This window comes from Streptomyces sediminimaris (genome assembly GCF_047049295.1).
Classification (GTDB): Bacteria; Actinomycetota; Actinomycetes; order Streptomycetales; family Streptomycetaceae; genus Streptomyces; species Streptomyces sediminimaris.
Genome location: NZ_JBJWOT010000001.1, coordinates 2800858 through 2819925 on the forward strand (window position 1 = coordinate 2800858; position 19068 = coordinate 2819925).

Annotated in this window: 14 protein-coding genes and 3 tRNA genes; 9 read left to right on the top strand and 8 right to left on the bottom strand. The window is 72.4% G+C overall.

All coding sequences use genetic code 11. The features are described from left to right. Window positions 1–4: 4 nt before the first annotated feature. From ACJ9NR_RS13090 to ACJ9NR_RS13105, 4 genes are all read left to right on the top strand, one after another. Window positions 5–2677 carry a WD40/YVTN/BNR-like repeat-containing protein gene (locus ACJ9NR_RS13090; RefSeq protein WP_412512693.1) on the top strand — a complete coding sequence of 891 codons (2673 nt, stop codon included), beginning with the start codon at window positions 5–7 and terminating at the stop codon, window positions 2675–2677. A 14-nt stretch (window positions 2678–2691) separates the two neighbouring features. Beyond that, window positions 2692–3330 carry an RraA family protein gene (locus ACJ9NR_RS13095; protein ID WP_412487724.1) on the top strand — a complete coding sequence of 213 codons (639 nt, stop codon included), beginning with the start codon at window positions 2692–2694 and terminating at the stop codon, window positions 3328–3330. A 310-nt stretch (window positions 3331–3640) separates the two neighbouring features. Beyond that, on the top strand, window positions 3641–3886 hold the full coding sequence (locus ACJ9NR_RS13100; protein WP_412487725.1) for a type II toxin-antitoxin system VapB family antitoxin: 246 nt from the start codon (window positions 3641–3643) through the stop codon (window positions 3884–3886). Then, window positions 3883–4296 carry a PIN domain nuclease gene (locus ACJ9NR_RS13105; protein WP_412487726.1) on the top strand — a complete coding sequence of 138 codons (414 nt, stop codon included), beginning with the start codon at window positions 3883–3885 and terminating at the stop codon, window positions 4294–4296. The genes ACJ9NR_RS13100 and ACJ9NR_RS13105 overlap by 4 nt, the downstream gene beginning before the upstream one ends. Before the next feature lie 501 nt (window positions 4297–4797). Here the strand turns inward: ACJ9NR_RS13105 and ACJ9NR_RS13110 are convergent. From ACJ9NR_RS13110 to ACJ9NR_RS13120, 3 genes are all read right to left on the bottom strand, one after another. Further along, a tRNA-Ile gene (locus tag ACJ9NR_RS13110) sits at window positions 4798–4874 on the bottom strand. A gap of 178 nt (window positions 4875–5052) precedes the next feature. After that, a tRNA-Asn gene (locus tag ACJ9NR_RS13115) sits at window positions 5053–5125 on the bottom strand. Window positions 5126–5130: 5 nt separating this feature from the next. Next, window positions 5131–5203: transfer RNA gene (locus ACJ9NR_RS13120), tRNA-Asn, on the bottom strand. 157 nt (window positions 5204–5360) lie between these two features. Between ACJ9NR_RS13120 and ACJ9NR_RS13125 the strand changes: the two genes are divergently transcribed. The 4 genes from ACJ9NR_RS13125 to ACJ9NR_RS13140 all read left to right on the top strand — a co-directional run bounded on the left by ACJ9NR_RS13125 (window position 5361) and on the right by ACJ9NR_RS13140 (window position 11016). After that, window positions 5361–5666 (top strand): YtxH domain-containing protein, encoded by a 306-nt coding sequence (locus ACJ9NR_RS13125; RefSeq protein ID WP_412487727.1) that lies wholly within the window; start codon window positions 5361–5363, stop codon window positions 5664–5666. 112 nt (window positions 5667–5778) lie between these two features. Next, entirely contained in the window at window positions 5779–7233 is a 1455-nt protein-coding gene (locus ACJ9NR_RS13130; protein WP_412487728.1) for an FGGY family carbohydrate kinase, read from the top strand. A 118-nt stretch (window positions 7234–7351) separates the two neighbouring features. Beyond that, window positions 7352–9085, top strand: a complete 1734-nt coding sequence (locus ACJ9NR_RS13135; protein WP_412487729.1) for an ABC transporter ATP-binding protein — start codon at window positions 7352–7354, stop codon at window positions 9083–9085. Then, window positions 9085–11016 carry an ABC transporter ATP-binding protein gene (locus ACJ9NR_RS13140; protein WP_412487730.1) on the top strand — a complete coding sequence of 644 codons (1932 nt, stop codon included), beginning with the start codon at window positions 9085–9087 and terminating at the stop codon, window positions 11014–11016. The genes ACJ9NR_RS13135 and ACJ9NR_RS13140 overlap by 1 nt, the downstream gene beginning before the upstream one ends. Window positions 11017–11067: 51 nt before the next feature. Here the strand turns inward: ACJ9NR_RS13140 and ACJ9NR_RS13145 are convergent, their stop codons facing one another. The 5 genes from ACJ9NR_RS13145 to ACJ9NR_RS13165 form a co-directional block, all read right to left on the bottom strand. After that, entirely contained in the window at window positions 11068–12369 is a 1302-nt protein-coding gene (locus tag ACJ9NR_RS13145) for an RNA polymerase sigma factor (protein WP_412487731.1), read from the bottom strand. 102 nt (window positions 12370–12471) lie between these two features. Then, window positions 12472–14367: a DNA primase gene (gene dnaG / locus ACJ9NR_RS13150; RefSeq protein WP_412487732.1), complete on the bottom strand. Its 1896-nt coding sequence runs from the start codon at window positions 14365–14367 to the stop codon at window positions 12472–12474. Between the two features lie 29 nt (window positions 14368–14396). Beyond that, on the bottom strand, window positions 14397–15662 hold the full coding sequence (locus ACJ9NR_RS13155; protein ID WP_412487733.1) for an NAD(P)/FAD-dependent oxidoreductase: 1266 nt from the start codon (window positions 15660–15662) through the stop codon (window positions 14397–14399). A gap of 168 nt (window positions 15663–15830) precedes the next feature. Further along, window positions 15831–17144, bottom strand: coding sequence for a deoxyguanosinetriphosphate triphosphohydrolase (locus ACJ9NR_RS13160; RefSeq protein ID WP_412487734.1), 1314 nt, complete (start codon window positions 17142–17144; stop codon window positions 15831–15833). Between the two features lie 50 nt (window positions 17145–17194). Continuing rightward, entirely contained in the window at window positions 17195–18100 is a 906-nt protein-coding gene (locus tag ACJ9NR_RS13165) for a sirohydrochlorin chelatase (protein WP_412487735.1), read from the bottom strand. 235 nt (window positions 18101–18335) lie between these two features. Here ACJ9NR_RS13165 and ACJ9NR_RS13170 point away from each other — a divergent pair, with 235 nt between their 5' ends. Further along, complete coding sequence (locus ACJ9NR_RS13170; RefSeq protein WP_412487736.1) at window positions 18336–19022, top strand: SanA/YdcF family protein; 687 nt, start codon at window positions 18336–18338, stop codon at window positions 19020–19022. Window positions 19023–19068: the final 46 nt, after the last annotated feature.

The window sequence follows — 19068 nt, forward strand, 5'->3', positions numbered from 1 at the left end:
CGCCATGACCATGTGGAACATCGCGCCGCGCAGTGTGAACCTCCAAGGTGTCTGCCTGGTGGACGAGGACCACGGGTGGGCCGTCGGGGACGGCGGCATGATCCTCGCGACCCGCGACGGCGGCCGCGGATGGTCGCCCCAGGGCGACACGGACAAGGACCTGCGTGCGGTCTCGTTCGTGGACACGCTGCGGGGCTGGGCCGCCGGCCGCGACGGGATCATTTTGCACACCGAGGACGGCGGCCGGCACTGGCGGCGGCAGGACTCCGGTACCGAACGCAACCTCTACGGCATCTCGTTCGCGCCCACCGGCCGGACGGGCTGGGCCGTCGGCGACGGCGGCACCGTCCTCGCCTCCGCCGACGGCGGACGCACCTGGCAGCCGCAGCGAACGGGCACCGGCGCCCACTTCACCCGCTGCTTCGCGCTGGACGACCGGGTGGCCTGGATCGTGGGCAAGAAGGGCCGGATCCTCGCCACGACGGACGCCGGCAGCACCTGGACGGTCCAGGAGAGCGGCACAGCGGCCGATCTGCGGGGCGTCTTCGCCGTCTCCCCCGCCAGCTGCTGGGCCGTGGGGCGCGAGGGCACCGTGCTGTGGACCGAGAACGCGGGCGCCACCTGGACCAGGGCCGACAGCGGCACCGAACTGGACGTCTACGGCGTGTGGGCGGCACCGGACGGGAACACGGTCCGGGTCTCCGGCGACGACGGCATGGTCCTCGCCTCCGCCGACCGCGGCCGCACCTTCTCCGCCCGGTCCAGCGGCACCGGCAAGGACATCGTGGCCCTCGCCTTCACGCCCGGCGCGATGCGCGGCCGGGCGGCCGGCGACGACGGGCTGGTCCTGGCGACCGAGGACGGCGGCGTCACCTGGCACCCTCAACTCAACGGCATGCACCAGGACTTCGTGGGCGTGCACGGCGCGGGGCCGGTGCGCTGGGTGGTGGGACAGGGCGGCGCCGTGGCCGTGACCACCGACGCGGGCGCCGGCTGGCGGGGCGGCGGCATCTCGAGCGGCACCGTGCTGTGGGGGGTGCACGGCCTGGACGACGGCCTGCACGCCTGGGCGGTCGGCGACCACGGCGTCATCCTCGCCACCACCGACGGCGGCACCACCTGGCACCGCCAGGACATCCCTGCCACCGAGGACCTGCACGCCGTCCACCTGGCGGCGCCGCGCGGCTGGGCCGTCGGCACCGCCGCGACGCTACTCGCCACCACCGACGGCGGCACCACCTGGCACCGCCAGGACATCCCTGCCACCGAGGACCTGCACGCCGTGCACGGGCTGGACGACGGCCTGCACGCCTGGGCGGTCGGCGACCACGGCGTCATCCTCGCCACCACCGACGGCGGCACCACCTGGCACCGCCGGTCCTACCCCGCCACCGTCACCCTCACGAACGTGCACGCCGTGGACGCCGGCACCGCCTGGGCCGTCGGCCGCGGCGGCACGATCCTGGTCACCCACGACGGCGGGGCCACCTGGTCCCGCCGCGACAGCGGGACGGACGCCGCCCTGTGGGGCGTCGCGTTCACGGCGTCGGGCGAACTCGGCTGGGCCGTCGGGGACTCGGGCACCGTACTGACAACCTCGGACGGCGGCGCCCGGTGGAGCGGCCAGGACAGCCTGGTCACCGACAGCCTCAAGGACGTGTGGGTCTCGCCCGACGGCAAGGCGGTGAGCGCCGCCGGGGACGGCGGTCTGATCCTCGGCAGCGACGACGGCGGGGAGACCTGGCGGGCGCATGTCTCCGGCACCGGCAAGAACCTCTACGGCGTGCACATCTTCCCGGGCGCCGACGGCGGTTGGGTGGTCGGCGACGGCGGCACCGTCCTCTCCTCCCGATCCGGCGGGCGGTGGAGTCCACGTCCCATCGGCCCGGCCACGAACCTCTACGGCATCACGGCACCGGACGCCGACACGGCGTGGGTGGCGGGCCGGGGCGGGACCGTGATGGTCACCCGCGACGCCGGCGCCACCTGGCGGGCCCAGGAGACGGGCACCATCAGGGACCTGCTCTCGGTGCACGTGCGCCCCGACCGGCGCACCGGCTGGGTCGTGGGCGACCAGGGCACGATCCTCGCCACCGACGACGGCGGGGCGACCTGGCGGCACCAGGCCGGTGCGCCGGGCCGGGCCGCCCTGTGGACGGTCGCGTTCGCGGACGACCGGACCGGCTGGGCCGTGGGCACCGGCGGCACCGTCCTGGCCACGCGCGACGCGGGCGCCACCTGGCGCACGCAGTCCGTCGGCACCACGGACGACCTGGTCGGCCTGCACGTCGTCGACGCCCGGACCTGCTGGGTCGTGGGTGACGACGGCACCGTCCTCGGCACGGCGGACGGCGGCGCCCACTGGCGCCGCCACGACAGCGAAACGACCCAGTGCCTCAACGCCGTGCACTTCGCTCCCGACGGCCGCGTCGGCTGCGCCGTGGGCCGCAGCGACACGGTGCTGATCTCCCGGGACGGCGGGGCCTCCTGGCAGGCCGCCCCGACCCGTTCGGGCATGTCCCTGTGGGCCGTGCACGTCGCCTCCGACCGGCACTGGTGGGCCGTGGGCGACGAGGGCACCGTACTGTCGACGCAGGACGGCGGCGCGACCTGGGAGCAGCAGTTCTACAGCCCGGAGAAGGACGCGGCCGCGCGTCCGCAGCCACAGCGACGATGAAGGACAGAGGAGCCATGACAGACGCCACCGAAGCCGCCGCCTCCCCGTTCGCGGACGTTCCGACCACCACCCTCGCCGACGTCCTGGGCCGCGAGCAGGTCATGGACATCGGCATCCGGCCGTTGTGGTCGCCGGTGCCGCGCGTGGCCGGGCCGGCGTTCACCGTGCGGTGCCCCGCCGGCGACAACCTCATGCTGCACGCGGCCATCCACCGCGCCGCACCGGGCGCCGTCATCGTCGTCGAGTCGGGTGACCTGGACTACGCGCTGGCCGGCGGCAACGTGTGCGCCGTCGCACAGCGCCGGGGCGTCGCGGCCTTTGTCGCCGACGGGCTGATCCGCGACCTCGCCGAGGTCCGGGACCTGGGCTTCCCGGTGTTCGCCCGGGGGGTGATCCCCATTCCCGGAAGCAAGAAGGCCGTCGAGCCGCTCAATGCCCGGGTGCGCTGCGCCGGCGTCACGGTGGACGCCGGCGACATCGTCGTCGCCGACGAGGAGGGCATCGTGGTCGTTCCCTCCGCCCGCGCGCGGGAGGCCCTGGCCGCCGCCCGGGCCAAGCTGGCGAAGGAGGCGGACGAGACCCTCGACGCCTGGCAGGAGGCCCACCGCACCCGCATCGACAAGATCCTGCGCGACCAGGGCTTCGAGGGCTGACACGGACGGTTCCGCCCGGCGGCACGCCCGGCTTCCGCTGTCCCGGGACCTCGGCGGTCGTGTCCACGGCCGTGACGGGTTCAACCCTTGACGGCAGTCACGGGCCGCCAGGAGCGACCCGGCCAGATGCTCGTAGGCACGGTCCCCGGTCGACCCCGTCGACCGCTCGACCAGCCGCAGGTACACGCCGGGTGTCTCGGCCGGACGCATCTCGCGCGACAGGCCGGCGAGTCGCTCCCACTGCCGGTCGTCCGCGCGGTCGGCCGCCTCGCGCCAGGCGGCGTCCAGGTCGCCGTCGTCGAGCAGCGCCGTGATCGACCTCGACGACGAGGCCCTGGAAGAAGCGGCCAAGGAACTCGGCACCACGACCAAGCGCGAGACCATCAACACCGCCCTGCGGGAGGTCACGGCCCGTTACCGGCGTCTGCGCGCACTCGACGAAGCCCGCGCGCTGGTGGCCGACGGCGCGCTGGACATGGACCTTCTCCTGGACAAGGGCAGGTACCGGCCCACGAGCACGGCCGGCGTCACCCCCGACGCCGGAGCGCATGAGTGACCGTCGCCGATTACCTCATCGACACCTCCGCGCTCGCCCGCGTCCTGCTCCGCCAGAACACGGCCGACTGGGATGACAGGATCGGCGCCGGCCTCGTCGCGATCTGCGACATCACCGAACTCGAGCTCCTCTACTCAGCCCGTTCGGCCGCAGACCGTACGCGTTTGAAGGCGGCGCTCGACGCCCACTACGTCTGGTGCCCCGTGCCGGACGGCGTCCACCGCCGCTCCCGCGTCGTCCAGGAACAGCTGACCGCCAAGGGTGAGCACCGCAGCGCAGGCCCCGTCGACCTGCTGGTGGCTGCCGCCGCCGAGGAAGCGGGGCTCACACTGCTCCACTGCGACCACGGCTTCGACACCATCGCCCGCACCACGGGACAGCCGGTCCGCACGATGGACCTCAGGCAGTAGAGCCTGCACAGCCGCGCAGTCGGCGATGAGGCACAGGGTCGCCCCATGGCAACGGCCTGTCGAGAACTCAGCCAAAGCCCGGGCGCCCGAGCCGCAGGATTGACTGGCCAACCGGGAACTCACCGCGGCCCGAACCGTTCGTCAACCTGGCTGGTGACCCCTTGCTCTCGGTCCCGGGTGGCCGAGGACGCACTTCGGATGCGCGTCGGGCACCCATGGAGCACTGGGCCCGCACCGTGCACCCCGCCCCGAGGTGACCTCGAAGACAGACTTCGCCGTACCCGCGCCCACAGCGTCCTCACATACGCCTCCGGCTCTTCGCTGAGGCCGCTCCTGGGGCCCCTCCCCCACCACGCTCCGGCGCATTCGCGCAGGTCAGCGCAATGCCCGCCCCCATCCGTCACCTCGCCGCCGAGCTCACGAGCAGCGTTCAGTCCGATGAGCCCGAATTGCCGTTCCAACACCTCAGAAGAGACGTTTCCGCGGGTCACGACCCTGCACTGGTGGGGCGGGTGGGACTCGAACCCACGGCCGACGGATTATGAGTCCGCTGCTCTAACCGGCTGAGCTACCGCCCCATAGCGGCGTGTCGCGCACATTTGTGCGCGCCGTCTGCCGCAGCATAGCCGCTCATACGATCTCCTGCTTCGTATGGTCGACTTCGCCTGCCCTTGAGGACTCCGCCGTGACCTGCACGGTTCCCGGGCGCGGGGCCGGACATGAAAAAGGACCCCTCAGGGGTCCTCGTTCAGCATGCTCCCCCGACTGGACTCGAACCAGTAACCTGCCGGTTAACAGCCGGCTGCTCTGCCAATTGAGCTACGGAGGACCGAGCTCCCCCGACTGGACTCGAACCAGTAACCTGCCGGTTAACAGCCGGCTGCTCTGCCAATTGAGCTACGGAGGAATGCCTCGTTGCATCGAACGTACCTGCCTGGGTATTCGCCAGAGGGCGGGCGCTCGCTGCGACACATACATTAGCGCAAGCAGGGGGGTGCTCCGCCAATCGGTTCCCCCGGCACCGACACCGCGCCAGAGACCTGCACGAGGAAAGGGTGGCCGCCATGCGCTACAAGCTGACGTTCGTCGTCGGACTGGCTCTTGGTTACGTACTGGGCACGCGCGCCGGGCGTGAGCGCTACGAGCAGCTGAAGAAGTCGGCACGTCAGGTCGCGCAGAACCCGGCCGTCCGCAACACCGCGGAGTCGGCCGCGCAGCAGGGCCGTGAGTTCGCGGGCAAGGCGTACCACGTGGTGAGCGACAAGGTCGGAGACCGCGTCCCGGAGTCGGTGGCGCAGCGGGTGCGCTCCCTGCGCGACCGCGGGACCGACGGCGCGGCGCGGGACGACTGGGGCACCAGCAGCACGTAGGCCGCGCCCGGGTGCTGTCGCGCCTTCGTCCGCGGCCCATCGTTTCCCCCCGGCTGCGAGGGGCCTGTGAGGCCACGCGCCCCCGCGCCGCCCGGCCCATAGAATTTTCGTCATGGGGATAGTCGCCGGGCTGGACAGTGCGCCCGATTTCACTCGCATCGTCGTCTGTGATTCGGACACGGGTGCCGTACTCAGGCAGGGGTACGCCCCGCATCCGGTCGAGGGCGACGGCGGGGGAGGACGGCCCGCCGACGTCGACCCGCAGGCCTGGCTGCTCTCCCTCGGCGAGGCGGCCGGCGGCGGACTCCTCGAAGGCGTTCAGGCCATCGGCGTGTCGGCGCAGGCGAACGCGCTGGTGCCGCTGGACTCCCAGGGCGGCACCGTACGGCCCGCGATGGTCGGCGGGGACAAGCGGGCGCAGGTCGCCGCGGCGGATCTGATCGACGCGCTCGGCGGGCGCGAGGCGTGGGCGCAGGCGGTGGGCTGCGTGCCGGGGGCCGCGCAGCCGGTGACCAAACTGCGCTGGCTGGCGAAGAGCGAGCCCGACGCCGCCCTGCGCACCGCGATGCTCATGCAGGCCCACGACTGGCTGGTGTGGCAGCTGCTCGGGCGGCCGGTGCGCAGGACCACCGATCGCGGTGGCGCCTCCGGCACCGGGTACTGGTCGGCGGCCACCGGCGCCTGGCGGCCCGATCTGGTCGAGCTGGCGCTCGGTCACCAGGTCATGCTGCCCGAGGTGATCGGGCCGGCCGAGCCGGCCGGTACGACTCCCGAGGGGCTGCTGATCTCCGCGGGGACCGGCGAGACCATGGCCGCCGCGTTCGGGCTGGGCATCGGGCTCGGTGACGCCGTGGTGTCGCTGGGCGCCTCCGGGTCGGTGATGGCGGTGCACCCCGAGGCCCTCTACGACAGCACCGGGATGATCACCTCCCTGGCCGACGCGACCGGCATGCACCTGCCCGTCGTCACCACGCTCAACGCCGTACGGGCCCTGCGCGGGACCGCCGAACTGCTCGGGCTGCCCGACCTGGAGAGCCTGTCCGACCTGGCGCTGAAGTCGACGCCGGGCTCGCACGGACTCGTACTCCTGCCGTATCTGGAGGGTGAGCGGACGCCGAACCTGCCGCACACCGCGGGCACCCTCGCCGGGCTGCGGCGGGAGTCGATGAAGGCGGAGCACCTGGCGCGGGCGGCGTTCGAGGGCATGCTGTGCGGGCTCGCGGACGCGCTGGACGTGCTGCGCGGCCGGGGCGTGGAGGTGCGACGGGTCTTCCTGCTGGGGGCCGCCGCGGAGCTGCCCGCCGTGCAGGCGGTGGCGCCGATGCTGTTCGGGGCGCAGGTCGTCGTGGTGCAGCCCGCGGACTACGCGGCGATGGGCGCCGCTCGGCAGGCGGCCTGGGCGCTCGGCGCCTCGCAGGGCACCCTCGACCCGCGCACCCCGCCGGCCTGGCAGGGCGCGGCCGCGCAGATCCGCGAGCCCGGTGACGAACTGGCGGTGGGTCAGGCGGTGCGGCAGCAGTTCATCTCCGTCCGGGACCAGACGCACCCCGGCGCTTTCCGCCCGTAAGACGGTAAAGCGCACTGCTGTCGGCTTAATCGGTTGAGGTAACACGGGTGGAGTGTCGGACGATAGGAGCCTCGGGCAGCAAGCCGCCCGCCCCGTCGCCGACTCCGAGAGACGTAGTGTGCTCATACGACTACTGCGGGCCTACCTCAGGCCCTACAAGAAACCCATCTCCCTGCTGGTGCTGCTGCAGTTCCTGCAGACCTGCGCCACCCTGTACCTGCCCACGCTGAACGCGCACATCATCGACAACGGTGTCGTGAAGGGTGATACCGGCTACATCCTCTCCTTCGGCGCCCTGATGATCGGCATCTCGCTGGTGCAGGTCGTGTGCAACATCGGTGCCGTCTACTTCGGCGCCCGGACCGCCTCGGCGCTCGGCCGGGACGTGCGGGCCGCCGTCTTCGACCGGGTGCAGTCCTTCTCCGCCCGCGAGGTGGGGCACTTCGGCGCACCCTCGCTGATCACCCGTACCACCAACGACGTACAGCAGGTCCAGATGCTGGCCCTGATGACGTTCACACTGATGGTGTCCGCGCCGATCATGTGCGTGGGCGGCATCGTGCTGGCGCTCGGCCTGGACGTGCCGCTGTCCGCGGTGCTCGTGGCGGTGGTGCCGACCCTGGGCATCTGCGTGACGCTCATCGTGCGGCGGCTGCGGCCGCTGTTCCGGTCCATGCAGTCCCGGCTGGACACGGTGAACCGGGTGCTGCGCGAGCAGATCACCGGCAACCGCGTCATCCGCGCCTTCGTGAGGGACGAGTACGAGAAGGACCGGTTCCGCAAGTCCAACGCCGATCTCACCGAGATGGCGCTGAAGACCGGCAACATGCTCGCGCTGATGTTCCCGATCGTGATGACGGTGGTGAACCTGTCGTCGATCGCGGTGGTGTGGTTCGGCGCGCACCGCATCGACAGCGGCGGGATGCAGATCGGCGATCTGACCGCCTTCCTCGCCTACCTCATGCAGATCGTCATGTCCGTGATGATGGCCACCTTCATGTTCATGATGGTGCCGCGCGCGGAGGTGTGCGCCGAGCGGATCCAGGAGGTCCTGGAGACCTCCTCCAGCGTGGTGCCGCCCCTGGCCCCGGTCACGGAGCTGCGCCGGCACGGGCACCTGGAGATCCGGGGCGCGGGGTTCCGCTATCCCGGCGCCGAGGAGCCCGTGCTCAGGTCGATCGACCTGGTGGCCCGGCCCGGCGAGGTGACCGCCGTGATCGGCTCGACCGGCAGCGGCAAGTCCACGCTGCTCGGGCTGGTCCCCCGGCTGTTCGACGCGACGGCCGGTGAGGTCCTCGTCGACGGCACGGACGTCGCCGCGCTCGACCCGGCGCTGCTGGCCAAGACGGTCGGGCTCGTACCGCAGAAGCCGTACCTGTTCGCGGGCACGGTGGCGACCAACCTGCGCTACGGCAACCCGGACGCCACGGACGAGGAGCTGTGGCACGCGCTGGAGGTCGCGCAGGCCAAGGACTTCGTGACCAGGCTCGAGGGCGGGCTCGACGCGCCCATCGCGCAGGGCGGTACCAACGTCTCGGGCGGTCAGCGCCAGCGGCTCGCCATCGCCCGTACGCTCGTCCAGCGCCCGGAGATCTACCTCTTCGACGACTCCTTCTCCGCCCTCGACTACGCCACCGACGCGGCGCTGCGGGCCGCGCTCGCCGAGGAGACCGCGGAGGCGACCGTCGTGATCGTCGCCCAGCGGGTGGCGACCATCCGCGACGCCGACCGGATCGTGGTCCTCGACGAGGGACGGGTCGTCGGCACCGGCCGCCATCACGAGCTGATGACCGGCAACGAGACGTACCGGGAGATCGTGCTCTCCCAGCTGACGGAAGCGGAGGCTGCCTGATGGCCGGGCCGATGGCGCGGATGATGGGCCAGGGCGGCGGCCCCGACAACCGCTCGATGGACTTCAAGGCGTCGGGCAGGCGCCTGATCGCCCAGTTCAAGCCGGAACGGCTGACGATCGGCGTGCTGCTGCTGTGCGTGGTGATCAGCGTCGGTCTCAACGTGATCGGGCCGAAGATTCTCGGCCGGGCCACCGACCTGGTCTTCTCCGGCATCATCGGACGGCGGATGCCGGCCGGGGCGAGCAAGCAGCAGGTCCTCGACGCGATGCGGGCGCGGGGCCAGGGCCAGGTCGCCGACATGCTGCGCGGCACCGACTTCACGCCGGGCCAGGGCATCGACTTCGACGCCGTGGGCCGTGTACTGCTGCTGGCGCTGGGCACGTTCGCGGTCGCCGGTCTGCTGATGGCGGTGGCGACCCGGCTGGTCAACCGGACGGTCAACCGCACCATGTTCCGGCTGCGCGAGCAGGTGCAGACGAAGCTGTCGCGGCTTCCGCTGTCGTACTTCGACAAGCGGCAGCGCGGCGAGGTGCTGTCCCGGGCGACCAACGACATCGACAACATCGGGCAGACGCTCCAGCAGTCGATGGGCCAGCTCATCAACTCGCTGCTGACGATCATCGGTGTGCTCGCGGTGATGTTCTGGGTGTCGTGGCTGCTGGCGCTGGTCGCGCTGGTGACCGTGCCGCTGTCGTTCGTCGTCGCCACCCGGGTGGGCAAGCGCTCGCAGCCGCACTTCGTGCAGCAGTGGCGCTCCACCGGTGCGCTGAACGCCCACGTCGAGGAGATGTACACCGGCCACACGCTGGTGAAGGTGTTCGGGCGGCAGGAGGAGTCGGCGCGGCAGTTCGCCGAGCAGAACGGCGCGCTGTACGAGGCCGGGTTCAGGGCGCAGTTCAACAGCGGGATCATGCAGCCGCTGATGATGTGCGTGTCGAACCTCAACTACGTGCTGGTGGCGGTCGTCGGCGGGCTGCGGGTCGCCTCGGGCGCCCTGTCCATCGGCGACGTGCAGGCCTTCATCCAGTACTCGCGGCAGTTCTCGATGCCGCTGACGCAGGTCGCGTCGATGGCGAACCTGGTGCAGTCGGGCGTCGCCTCGGCCGAGCGGATCTTCGAACTCCTGGACGCGGAGGAGCAGGAGCCGGATCCGGTGCAGGGCCTGCGGTCCGAGGAACTGCGCGGGCGGGTGGAGCTGCAGAACATCTCCTTCCGCTACGACCCCGACACGCCGCTGATCGAGAACCTGTCCCTGAAGGCCGAACCGGGGCACACCGTCGCGATCGTCGGCCCGACGGGCGCCGGCAAGACCACCCTGGTGAACCTGCTCATGCGGTTCTACGAGGTCTCCGGCGGGCGGATCACCCTCGACGGCGTCGACGTCGCGGCCATGTCCCGGGACGAACTGCGGTCCGGGATCGGCATGGTGCTGCAGGACACCTGGCTGTTCGGCGGCACCATCGCGGAGAACATCGCGTACGGGGCGTCCCGGGAGGTGACCCGGGGCGAGATCGAGGAGGCGGCGCGGGCCGCGCACGCCGACCGGTTCATCCGGACGCTGCCCGACGGGTACGACACCGTGATCGACGACGAGGGCTCGGGCGTCAGCGCCGGTGAGAAGCAGCTCATCACCATCGCGCGGGCGTTCCTGTCCGACCCGGTGATCCTGGTGCTCGACGAGGCCACCAGCTCCGTCGACACCCGCACCGAGGTGCTCATCCAGAAGGCGATGGCCAAACTCGCGCACGGGCGCACGTCGTTCGTGATCGCGCACCGGCTGTCGACCATCCGGGACGCGGACACGATCCTGGTCATGGAGAACGGGTCGATCGTGGAGCAGGGCGCGCACGGCGAACTGCTCGCCGCGGACGGGGCGTACGCGCGGCTGTACCAGGCGCAGTTCGCCCAGGCGGTGGCCGAGGTCGACTAGCCGGGCCGGTCGATCAGCCGGGCCGGGGGCCGCAGGGAGGCGGCCCCCGGCTCAGTCCAGGTATCCCCTCAGCTGGTCCGCGAAGGCGTGGTCGCGGAGCTTGTTCAGGGTCTTGGACTCGATCTGCCGTATCCGTTCCCGGGTCACGCCGAAGATGCGGCCTATCTCCTCCAGCGTGCGCGGGCGGCCGTCGGCCAGGCCGTAGCGGAGCTGGACGACCTTGCGCTCCCGCTCGCCCAGCGTGGACAGCACGGCTTCCAGGTGCTCCCTGAGCAGCAGGAACGCGGCCGACTCCACCGGCGAGGCGGCGTCGCCGTCCTCGATCAGGTCACCGAGGGCCACATCGTCCTCCTCGCCCACGGGGGCGTGCAGGGAGACGGGCTCCTGGGCCAGCCGCAGCACCTCGCTGACCCGCTCGGGCGGCAGGTCGAGGTGGGCGGCGACCTCCTCCGGGGTCGGCTCGTAGCCCCGCTCCTGCAGCATGCGGCGCTGGACGCGGACGACCCGGTTGATGAGTTCGACGACATGGACCGGGACGCGGATGGTGCGGGCCTGGTCGGCGAGGGCCCGGGACATGGCCTGGCGGATCCACCAGGTGGCGTACGTCGAGAACTTGTAGCCGCGGGCGTAGTCGAACTTCTCGACCGCCCTGATGAGCCCGAGGTTGCCCTCCTGGACCAGGTCGAGCATGGTCAGGCCGCGGCCGACGTAGCGCTTGGCCACGGACACCACGAGGCGCAGGTTCGCCTCGATGAGGCGCCGCTTGGCCATCCGGCCCATGACCACCAGGCGGTCCAGGTCGAGGGCCAACTGGCTGGCGAGGTTGGGGGTGTTGCCCAGCTTCTCCTCGGCGAACAGGCCGGCCTCGACCCGGCGGGCGAGCTCGACCTCCTCGGCCGCGGTGAGCAGCGGGATACGGCCGATCTCGCGCAGGTACTGGCGGAACAGGTCGGAGGACGGGCCGCCGGTGTCGGCGCGGACCCGCTCCACGACGGGGGTCTCCACCGGCTCGGTGGAGACGGCCTCCAGCGCCCCGGCGGGCGGTTCGGCCGGCTCGGACGGGCCCTCCGGGTCCGCCTCGGGGTGGTGCACGACACGGGCCTGTGGGGGGACCGCGACCAGAACGCCGTTCTCGGCGTCCGGCTCCGTGTCCGTACCGGTGTCGGTCTGGGTGAGGGTCTGGGTCTGCACGGGGGCGACCTCCAGGATGATCGCTGCAGAGGTGAGCGGCAGCGGTACTTCGGGGGCGGAGTCTGCGGCCACGCCGCTGTCCGTCCCGTACGCGATGAGCGGAACCGCGGGTTTGTGGGACCCGTGCGGGACGGATCGGCCGCGCTCCGAGGACTCAGGCACCGGACCCAGTGTGGGGTACGACACATCGCCGCCACGAGGGGCGTGCGGTGACTTTTTGCAATCGTGCCGTGACCGGGCGGTTACCGTGCCGTACGCGTCCGCTCAGAGGGCGGCGGCGCCGTGCTCCCGCAGGGCCTGGTCGTACTGCTGGAGCACCCACAGTTCGTTCTGCACCGCGGCGAGTTGCGCGGGGTCGCTGTGCTGGCCCAGCCGGGTGAGGGTGACGTGGATCTCCGCCACCCGCCGCTCCACGGCGCGGCGCCGGACGGTGACCAGCTGGGCGCCCGCATAGGGTTCGTCGACGTTCTTGCGCCTGATGGGTTCGACCGCGAGCTCGGTGACCATCGCCTTCACGGTCTCGTCGGGCGCCGCCTCACGGACCTGGTGCAGGTAGTTCTGGGGGTCCTGCACGCCGTACTCCACACCGCCCGCGTCGAGCACGGCCTGGCGCACCGCGGCGTAGGGCGCGGCGGTGAACTCGTCCACCCCGAAGGCGTCGAAGATCGGTGACACCAGCTCGGGACGCTGCAGCGCCAGTTTCAGCAGCTCGCGCTCGGTGATGTAGACGGGGTTGCGCAGGGTGAGGGAGGGACCGGACGGAGCCGTGCGCGGGGCGGCCATCTCGTATCCCTGACGGCCGCGGGAGGGCGCCGGACGCGACCGCCCGCCGCTCCTGCGGCTCCTGTGACCGACCCGGTCGACGACGTACTCCTCGTCGCGGATGCCGACCAGTCCCGCCAGTTGCACCGCGACCTCGCGCCGCTGGGTGAACTCCTTGATCTTGGCCACCACCGGGACCGCCTCGTCCAGGGCGGCGGCCCGCCCGCCCGGCGTGTCCAGGTCGTAGCGGTCGACGATCTGGCGCAGCGCGAACTCGAAGAGCGGGGTGCGGGGTTCGGCCAGGTCGGCCACCGCGTCGTCGCCCTTGGCCAGGCGCAGCTCGCAGGGGTCCATGCCGTCCGGCGCGATGGCGATGTAGGTCTCGGCGGCGAACTTCTGGTCGTCCTCGAAGGCGCGCAGGGCCGCCTTCTGGCCGGCCGCGTCGCCGTCGAAGGTGAAGATCACCCGAGCGCTGCCGTTGTCCATCAGCAGCCGGCGCAGGATCTTGATGTGGTCGCCGCCGAAGGCGGTGCCGCAGGTGGCGATCGCCGTCGTGACGCCCGCCAGGTGGCAGGCCATGACGTCGGTGTAGCCCTCGACGACCACCGCGCGGGACGCCTTGGCGATCTCCTTCTTGGCCAGGTCGATGCCGTACAGGACCTGGGACTTCCGGTAGATCGCGGTGTCGGGCGTGTTGAGGTACTTGGGGCCGTTGTCCGCCTCGTACAGCTTGCGGGCGCCGAAGCCGACGACGTCGCCGCCGATGTCGCGGATCGGCCACATCAGCCGGCCCCGGAAGCGGTCGATGGGACCGCGGCGGCCCTCCTGGGCGAGACCCGACAGGAGCAGCTCCTTGTCGGTGAAGCCCTTGCCGCGCAGGTGGCGGGTGAGGTGGTCCCAGCCCTGCGGGCTGTAGCCGACGGAGAAGTGCTCGGCGGCCGCCTGGTCGAAGCCGCGCTCGGCGAGGAACGCGCGGCCGGTGTCGGCCTCGGGGCTGGTGGCCAGCTGCTCCATGTACCACTGCGCGGCGATCTTGTGGGCCTCGACCAGGCGGATGCGCTCACCGCGCTGGTGGGCCGGGTTGTACCCGCCCTCCTCGTAGCGCAGCGTGATGCCGGCCTGGGCGGCCAGGCGCTCGACCGCCTCCGAGAAGGAGAGGTGGTCGACCTTCATCACGAACGTGATGGTGTCGCCGCCCTCCTGGCAGCCGAAGCAGTGGAAGAGTCCCTTGCCCGGGCTGACCTGGAAGGACGGCGACTTCTCGTCGTGGAACGGGCACAGCCCCTTGAGGTTGCCGCCGCCCGCGTTCCGCAGCTGGAGGTACTCGGACACCACGGCGTCGATCGGGACCGCGTCCCGTACCGCCTTCACGTCCTCGTCGTTGATCCGTCCTGCCACGCGTGAATTCTACGGGGATGGACTGACACCTAAGAGACGAGGCTTTCGAGCGGAACGTGCGGGTCCGCCAGCGCCTCGGTGTCCACCTGTGCCTTCGAGCGGATCAGCCGCTGGACGGGGTCCTTGACGTCCCACACGTTGACGTTCATCCCGGCCAGCACCCGGCGGTCCCTGGTCCAGAAGGCGATGAATGCACGCTTTCCGGCGTCCCCCCGGATCACCACTTCGTCGTACGAGCCCGGGGGCGCCCAGCCGTTGTACTCCATCCCCAGGTCGTACTGGTCCGAGAAGAAATAGGGCACCCGGTCGTAGGTGACGTCCCGGCCGAGCATCGAGCGGGCCGCGGCCGGGCCGCCGTTGAGGGCGTTGGCCCAGTGCTCGACGCGCAGCCGGGTGCCGAACAGGGCGTGCGGGAAGGAGACGACGTCACCTGCCGCGTAGACGTCGGGGTCGGAGGTGCGCAGCCGCTCGTCGACCACGATGCCGCCGCCGTGCTCACGGCCGGCGATCTCCAGGCCGGCCGCCTCCGCGAGGCCGGTGCGCGGGGCCGCGCCGATCGCCGCCAGGACGTCGTGGGCGGGGTGCTCCTCGCCGTCGTCCGTGCGGGCGGCCAGCACCATGCCGTCCTGGCCCACGATCTCCGTCAGCCGCGCACCGAAGTGGAAGCGGACGCCGTGCTCGCGGTGCAGGTCCGCGAAGAGGCTGCCGAGCTCGGGGCCGAGGACCGCGTGCAGCGGGGTCGCCAGGGGCTCCACGACGGTCACCTCGGCGCCGTACTCGCGGGCCGCCGCGGCGACCTCCAGGCCGATCCAGCCCGCCCCGGCGATCACGATGTGGCCGTTGTCCCGGCCGAGCGCGGCCAGCACCCCCTTCAGCCGCTCGGCGTGCGCGAGGCGGCGCAGGTGGTGGACGCCCGCGAGGTCGGTGCCCGGGATGTCCAGCCGGCGCGGCTCCGCGCCGGTGGCCAGCAGCAGCTTGTCGTAGCGGACGGCGGTGCCGTCCTCGCCGAAGCGGACCGTCTTCGCCGAGCGGTCGACGGCCTCGACGGTCTCGCCGAGGTGCAGTTCGATGTCGTTCCGGGCGTACCAGGCGGGTTCGTGGACGAAGACGCTGTCGCGTTCCTCCTTGCCGAGCAGGTAGCCCTTGGAGAGCGGGGGGCGCTCGTAGGGGTGGTCGCGTTCGTCGCAGATCAGTATCACCCGCCCGCTGAAGCCCTCCGCCCGGAGCGTCTCGGCCGCCTTCGCGCCGGCGAGGCCACCTCCGACGATGACGAATGTCTGATCCGCGTCGACCACTTGATGCCTCCTACGGGGTGTCTGAGGGGTGTCCCCTCGGATAACACAGCGGGTGCCGCCACATGCGAGCGTCCCGCACGCAGCGTGATGGGGGAAGAGGGAGTGGCCCGATCAGGCCACGGAGGGTCACATTCGGGCGTGTTCGGTGTCACTCGCGCCCCGTCGGTCTCATGGATGCCCCGTCAGACGGGCGTGGAGCGACCGGGCCGAGGCGTCCGTGAGGGAGGCGATCTGGTCGACGACGACGCGCTTGCGGGCGCGGTCGTCGCCGGCCCGGCCGAACAGGGCGCGGAACTGCGGGTCCAGGCCGTCCGGGGCGCGGGCGGTGAGCGCCGCGGCCAGCTCGGCGACCACGATCCGCTGGTCGGCCCGCAGCCGCTCCTGCTCGGCGCGCTGCATGACGTAGCGGTCGGCGACGGCCTTGAGGACCGCGCACTCCAGCCGCGTCTCGTGCGGGACGACGAGCTCGGCGCCGTAGCGGGTGAGGCGCCCGCTGCCCCACCGCGCGCGCGTGGCCGCCTCGGCGGCCAGGCAGAAGCGGCCGATGAGCTGGCTGGTGGCGTCCTTCAGGCGGGCCTGGGCGACCGCCGAGCCGTCGTAGCCGTGCGGCCACCACTCCTGGGCCTGGAGGCGGTCGAGGGCGGCGGACAGCTCGGCGGGGTCGGTGTCCGCGGGCACGTAGCGGCCGACGGCGACGGCGAAGACCGCCTGCCGTTCGGGCTCGGCGTGCAGGCAGCCGGGGTCGATGTGGCCGGCGTGCAGGCCGTCCTCGACGTCGTGCACCGAGTACGCCACGTCGTCCGACCAGTCCATGACCTGGGCCTCGAAGGTGGCGCGGGGGCCGGGGGCGTCCTTGCGGACCCAGTCGAAGACGGGCCGGTCGTCCTCGTAGACGCCGAACTTCCCGGAGCCGGGGTCGGTGGGGTGGGCGCCGCGCGGCCACGGGTACTTGGCGGCCGCGTCGAGGGTGGCGCGGGTGAGGTTGAGGCCGACGGAGCGGGAGCCGCCGTCGGTGAAGCGCTTGGGTTCGATGCGGGTGAGCAGCCGCAGCGACTGGGCGTTGCCCTCGAAGCCGCCGCAGTCCTGCGCGAACTCGTTCAGCGCCTGCTCGCCGTTGTGCCCGAAGGGCGGATGGCCCAGGTCGTGGGAGAGGCAGGCGGCCTCCACCAGGTCCGGGTCGCAGCCCAGGGCCGCGCCCAGCTCGCGGCCGACCTGGGCGCACTCCAGGGAGTGGGTCAGCCGCGTGCGGGGACTGGCGTCCCACGCCTGGCTGCGGGTCCCGGGGGTGACCACCTGGGTCTTGCCGGCCAGCCTGCGCAGGGCCGCGGAGTGCAGCACGCGCGCGCGGTCGCGCTGGAAGGCGGTGCGTCCGGGGCGCTTGTCGGGCTCCGGGGCCCAGCGCTCCACCGCGGACGTGTCGTACCCGGGCGGCGGGACGTGGTTCTCGTAAGCCTGCGGTGCGATGCCTGCGATGCCTTCCATGCACCCGACAGTAAGGCTCGGGACCGACAATCGGGACGTCGGTGACCGTTTCAGGCCGAGGCGAGCCCGGGCGGTGCCACCGCGGCGGGCCGCGCCGACGCCTGGTCGTAGCGGTGCAGGACGAGGCGGGCCACCGCCGGATGGGTGCCCAGCGGGGCCGAGGCGATCCACGGGGCCGTCCGGGCGCACTCGGTGGCGAAGCGGCCCGGCGCCGTGAAGCAGGAGGCGACGGCGACCCGCCCGCGGCCGCTCGCGGCCAGGGCGCGCAGCGCGTCCGGGACGGTCGGGGCGGCGGCGCTCGCGTAGGCGGGGACCACCGGGACGCCCAGGCGGTCGGCCAGCAGCTGGGCCGTGCGGCCCGTGTCCACCTTCGACTCCGGGTCGCGGGAGCCGGCGGCGGCGAGGACCACGGCGCTCTCGCGGCGGGCCGCCTCGTCGGCGGGGGTGCGCCAGCCGGCCTCGACGAGACGGGAGTGCAGGGCCTGCACCAGCAGCGGGTGCGGACCGAGGGCGCCGGCCACGCGCGCGTGCACGCCGGAGGCGGCGGCCGTCTCGGGGATGTCCCGCTTGACGTGGTGGCCCCGGGCGAGCAGGAGCGGGACGAGGACGGCCTCGCCGGTGCCGAGGGAGGCGAGGGTGTCGGACAGCAGCGGCTGGTTCAGTTCGATGTGGCCGAGGTGGACGGGCAGGCCGGGGCGCTCGTCCCGGATCCGGTCCAGCAGCGCCCGGACGGTCGTCAGCGCGCGCGGGTCACGGCTGCCGTGCGCCACGACGACGAGGGCGGGAGGGCCCGGGCGCCGCCTGCCGCTGGGGGAGACGAGGCTGAGCTGCCCGGCGAGCTGGGTGCCGATCCGGTCCATGAGGTGGGCGGTGCTGCCCAGGTGGGCCGCGTCGCACCGCGCGGCCGCGCCGGGCTCGGTCATGGACTCGTCGCGAGGAGGGTTCGACGGCGTCATGCACAGATGATCGGTGCCGCGGGTTGCGGACCCGTTGCGCGGGCATGACGGGCGTTTTCCGGCCGCTCACGGTGCGGCCCGCGGGCGACGTGAGCTCACGCCACCCGGACGTTCACCCTCCGGGTGAAAGCCGGAGGAAAAGGGTCACTCCGCCCGGACGTGAACCGCGCGGGGTGACAGGACGTCTCTGACTGTCGACACGGGCTGCCCGAGCCGCCCGGGAGGGGACCGTCCGATGCGCCGACCCACGTTGCGCCCACCGCGTCCGCCACGCACGCGGGCCGGGCGGCGGCGGCTGGTCCAGGCCGTGATGGCCGGATGCGTACTGGCGCTGCTGCCGGCGACGTGGCTGTACGTCGTCACCGGCGACCGGCTGCGGACCACCGCGGACGTACCGCGCACCGAGGTCGCCGTCGTCTTCGGCGCGGGCCTGTGGGACGGCGAGCCCTCCCCGTACCTCGCCCACCGCCTGGACGCGGCCGCGAAGCTGTACCGCGACAACCGCGTGGAGGTCGTCCTGGTGACCGGCGACAACAGCCGCGAGGACTACGACGAGCCGGACGCCATGCGCGCCTACCTGACCCGGCACGGCGTCCCCGACGGGCGGATCGTCAGCGACTACGCCGGCTTCGACACCTGGGACTCCTGCGTGCGCGCCCGGAAGATCTTCGGTGTCGACCGGGCCGTGCTGATCAGCCAGGGCTTCCACATCCGCCGGGCGGTCGCGCTGTGCCAGGCGGCGGGCGTGCGCTCCTACGGCGTCGGGGTCCAGGACAAGCACGACGTGACCTGGTACTACGGCGGCACCCGGGAGATCTTCGCGGCCGGCAAGGCGGCCCTGGACGCGCTGTTCCAGCCGGACCCGCGCTTCCTCGGGCCGAAGGAGGCGGCGGTGCCCGAGGCCCTGGCGAGCACCCGGTGACGCGGCGGGCGCGGCGCCCCTCACGCCGGCCGGACGGGGGCGGGGA

Excerpts from the sequence above, each read along its gene's own strand:
- ACJ9NR_RS13130 (WP_412487728.1), top strand. The coding sequence starts at position 5,779 with ATGGGGATAGTCGCCGGGCTGGACAGTGCGCCCGATTTCACTCGCATC.
- ACJ9NR_RS13160 (WP_412487734.1), bottom strand. The coding sequence starts at position 17,144 with ATGGAAGGCATCGCAGGCATCGCACCGCAGGCTTACGAGAACCACGTC.
- ACJ9NR_RS13090 (WP_412512693.1), top strand. The coding sequence starts at position 5 with ATGACCATGTGGAACATCGCGCCGCGCAGTGTGAACCTCCAAGGTGTC.
- ACJ9NR_RS13170 (WP_412487736.1), top strand. The coding sequence starts at position 18,336 with ATGCGCCGACCCACGTTGCGCCCACCGCGTCCGCCACGCACGCGGGCC.
- ACJ9NR_RS13165 (WP_412487735.1), bottom strand. The coding sequence starts at position 18,100 with ATGACGCCGTCGAACCCTCCTCGCGACGAGTCCATGACCGAGCCCGGC.
- ACJ9NR_RS13140 (WP_412487730.1), top strand. The coding sequence starts at position 9,085 with ATGGCCGGGCCGATGGCGCGGATGATGGGCCAGGGCGGCGGCCCCGAC.
- ACJ9NR_RS13095 (WP_412487724.1), top strand. The coding sequence starts at position 2,692 with ATGACAGACGCCACCGAAGCCGCCGCCTCCCCGTTCGCGGACGTTCCG.
- ACJ9NR_RS13125 (WP_412487727.1), top strand. The coding sequence starts at position 5,361 with ATGCGCTACAAGCTGACGTTCGTCGTCGGACTGGCTCTTGGTTACGTA.